At 48.7% G+C, this 4,012-nt stretch carries 2 protein-coding genes; both read left to right on the forward strand.

From position 1 onward, the window contains the following. Window positions 1-742 precede the first annotated feature (742 nt). A complete protein-coding gene (locus Q0418_RS05120; RefSeq protein ID WP_298482863.1) occupies window positions 743-2,014 on the forward strand; it encodes a hypothetical protein in 1,272 nt (423 codons plus the stop codon). Window positions 2,015-2,211: 197 nt separating this feature from the next. Further along, window positions 2,212-3,756 carry a S1C family serine protease gene (locus tag Q0418_RS05125; RefSeq protein WP_298482865.1) on the forward strand — a complete coding sequence of 515 codons (1,545 nt, stop codon included), beginning with the start codon at window positions 2,212-2,214 and terminating at the stop codon, window positions 3,754-3,756. Window positions 3,757-4,012: the final 256 nt, after the last annotated feature.

The following is a 4,012-nucleotide window of genomic DNA, read 5'->3' on the forward strand; positions in this document are numbered from 1 at the left end:
GCTCGTGAATACACAAAGTATTCACTGCGCTTTTTGTTTCATCTGACGAAAAATATGACTACGCATCTAACGTGCAATCTTTGTGCGGTATTGCCATAATCATAAAAACCGGAGGCTTCAGATAAATCCGGCAGAATCAAGTTCCACCCCACACATGCAATGTCCCTTAAAAAGTCATATCTTTTACGCCATTTTCTTTGCACTCTTTCGCCAATTTCTCCCACAGAAACACAATTTCAATAGGCAAGTTGCACAAAAACAATGCTATAGGTTTTACATAAAAAATGAAAGAATGGTGTTGACATATTCGTACAAATGTGATATAATTTATGACAGAAGCAAGGCAGATGATTCACCGGTAAGAATTGCGGCCGGGGAATGGTGCTTCTATCAGAAAAGTCTGCTGCAGTGATACATCGGATGCTGTTGGTGGATTTTTCAATTGCAATTTTAGAATTTTGCAGTTATCTCTCTTTTTCTCATTGCTTTACTGAAACCGTGCCCGTTCTTTCCGGAATGGGCACGGTTTCGTTTTGTCTGGGCACTCAGCGGCAAGCAAAAATTGCCTTTTCCACATGACTTGACAGAATCGTGGAAACACGTTATAATGACAGTGGACGAGAAAAAAGGGGTACGTCCGGAAATGATAAGGCAACACCGCACAAAGAGCGCCTGACGGCTTTGCACGGTATTGCCATAAGAAATGGGAGTGAACGCTCCCCAAAGAAAGGAACAGAGATTTATGATGAAACAGGTTTGGAAAAAGGGAGTTGCCGCTGTCTGCGCAGTGGGAACAACACTGGCTATGGTGCCGTTTTCTGCATCGGCACTCTCCATGGAGCCGGCTGCTGTAAAAGTGCTTGCCATTGGCGATGACTGTCTGGCACAGGTGGAGGGTATGACCTCTTCAGTGGAATATGTGGCAGATTATCTGGGCGGCACATGGGTGAATCGCGCAGAGATCGGACGGAAGGCTTCGGATCTGGTGGAAGATCTGAAAACTGACGCCTCTCTCCGGACAGATGTTCAGGAGGCAGATGTGATTCTGGTATCCATCGGCGTCAATGACATTATTTCACCGATTCTCTATGAAAATACGGATATCATTGACGGCAGCAAATACAGCACGCTGGAGTCTCTTGCCAATGGTATGCCCGGCGATATGAACAAAATCATGGAACTGGACAGCCGGCTCATGAAATCCCTGCCCAACACAGTGGCAGAGGCTAACGCGGCAATTGCAGAGGCAGTGCAGCTGATCCGGAATGAGAACAGCAGCGCCAATATCGTGGTACAGAAGGTGTCCAACCCTCTGGCGGTTGATTTCAAGGCGCTGAGTGATACTGTTTCCCAGAACCGCCGTGCTGCACTTTCCACATTGTTTACATACCTGGAGGCATGCCTCCTGGGCGGTTCGGATGCAAGTGCTCCTATCGTTTCTGTGGGCGTGAACGAAGCCATTTCGTCTCTGCCCAATGTTGCAGTGGCAGATTTCTATGAGCCATATGTGGGCGCAGTAGGTGAAAAGGCGCTGGGCTTCTATCTGAGCAATATTGCAAATCTGGATATGACATTCACTGCTGTGGGACAGGTCGTAGCAGCTTCTGCTGCCATCAATGCGGACAAGGCACTCTCCAACGGTGACGGCAGTGTCATCGCAGCAGCATATGATGCCACCGGTGAACGCAGCAATCTGGAGACACTCCGTCCGGCACTGGATGAGATGATGGATACCGCTTCGGCAAACACCAGGACTGCATTTTTCCTGGGGGATGTGGATTCCAATGATATGATCAATGCAGACGATGCATATCTCACCCTGAAAGAATATGCTACTGTATCTGTGGGAAAGCCCAGCGGTTTTATTCCCACACAGCGCCGTGCGTCTGATATGAACAACAGCGGCGCAGCAGATGCCGATGATGCATATCTGATGCTGAAATACTATGCGGCATGCTCCGTAGGACAGGACGTGGAGCTGGAGACATTTCTCCAGGAAAACGGACGTAAGTGAGCCGGAGACGTACATTTGCGGCAAAATAACAATGTGAAGCCTGTGTGGAACAGTATTTTACCGTCTTTTCTATCGCTTATCATACGATTATCACAAAAAACCGTATAATAAGAATTACAGAAACGAAAAGCACAGCTCCAGGACATCCGGACAACAGCTTCCGCGATAGTCTGACATAGATAGAAAGGAAGAGCATTATGGCTGATTTTGAAAATAACAACACAGGCATGAACAACAATATGGGAAACACAGGGGCAGGCACTCCCAACAGTGCAAATGATCCTTATGCCTATCAGAACGGCTATTACCGCAATCCTACACCGCATCAGGACGAGGCAGTGCACAGCGGTGCCGGTTCTGCAAATTCCTACAGTGCAGGAAATGCTGCACAGACACCGCCGCCCAATGGCGGTTCCAACGGGAACAATGGTTATACCTATGTAAATTACTATTCCGATCCCAACGGCAGTACACCCGGAGATCCGAGGAAAAAGCCCAAGAAAAAGCATACGGGTTTAAAAGTAACTGCCTGTGTCCTTGCAATGGCACTGATTTCCGGTGCATCCATCGGCATCTATGAGGGCATCCGTTCTTCACTGGATTCTGAAGACACCGTAGTCTCTGATGTGACGGCGGAAAAGGATGATAGCAAAAATGAAACCTCCAAGAATAACGCAGAGAGCAGCAATGCGCAGGAAAGCTGGATCCAGCTGGCATCCACCAGCGGTGCCATGTCCGTTGCGGATATCGTCAAAAAGGTAACCCCGTCTGTTGTAGGCGTGCAGGCAACCTTTGCATCATCCAATACAGGCAATAACTATTACGGCGGTTTCTTCGGCTATGGCAATCAAAACAGCGGTACCCAGCAGGCTACAGGCGTTGGCACTGGCATCGTTATGTCAAAGGACGGCTATATCGTTACCAATGCCCATGTCATCTATGATGATGAGTACGGCTACGGCGAAGCCACTGCGGTACAGGTGCAGATGTCCGACCAGGAAACTGTGTATGATGCACGCGTTGTGGCATATGACAAGGAAGCAGACATTGCCGTGCTGAAAATCGAAGCAAAAGACCTGACACCAGCAGAATTCGGTGACAGCTCCAGCTGTGAAGTGGGCGAAATGGTAGTTGCCATCGGTAACCCCCTGGGTCTGGAATTCCAGAACACCGTTACCTGCGGCATTATTTCCGCTTTGAACCGCCAGGTCACCATTAACGATAACACTATGACCCTGATCCAGACGGATACTGCCATCAACAGCGGTAACTCCGGCGGTCCGCTGATCAACAGCGCCGGTCAGGTCATCGGCATCAACTCTGCCAAAATGTCCTCGACCTATTCCGGTCAGGCAACAGTAGAAGGCATCGGCTTTGCGATCCCTATGTCGGAGGCAAAGATCATCATTGATGATCTCATCAACTACGGCTATGTGACAGGCCGTCCGCAGCTTGGCATTACCTGCCAGGATGTTTCGGAGGCTGTGTCTCAGGCATATCATATTCCCGTTGGCGCCTATATCATCAGCGTCACCGAGGGCGGTGCAGCAGATGCTGCCGGATTACAGCCGGCGGATGTGATCACCGCAATTCAGGATCAGGAGATCACTACCACGGAAGAACTGAACGCTGTGAAGAATGAATACAACGCCGGCGATACAGTTACGCTGACAGTTGTCCGCAGCGGTGAAGAAATGAAAGTGGATGTGACGCTGGAAGAAGTCACAGCGTCCCAGAACTGATCCCGTTCCATCATTATTTTGACATCTCGTTTTTTCATACATTCTCCTTATTATTTTTCCGAAAAACCGTCCGGCACATCACCGGGCGGTTTTTTGGCACCTTTTATAAAGGCAACACCGCACAAAGAGCGCCTGACGGCTTTGCACGTCATATGCTTGCATCTTTTCCGTCATATTTCACAAAAATGCTCGTGAATACAAAAAGTATTCACTGCGCTTTTTGTTTCATCTGACGAAAAATCTGACAAAGTTTATG

The sequence above is a fragment of the uncultured Ruminococcus sp. genome, assembly GCF_937915125.1.
In the GTDB taxonomy this organism is placed as follows: Bacteria; Bacillota; Clostridia; order Oscillospirales; family Ruminococcaceae; genus Ruminococcus_C.

Coding starts and splice junctions, on each gene's coding strand:
- Q0418_RS05125 (WP_298482865.1), top strand. CDS start 2,212: ATGGCTGATTTTGAAAATAACAACACAGGCATGAACAACAATATGGGA.
- Q0418_RS05120 (WP_298482863.1), top strand. CDS start 743: ATGATGAAACAGGTTTGGAAAAAGGGAGTTGCCGCTGTCTGCGCAGTG.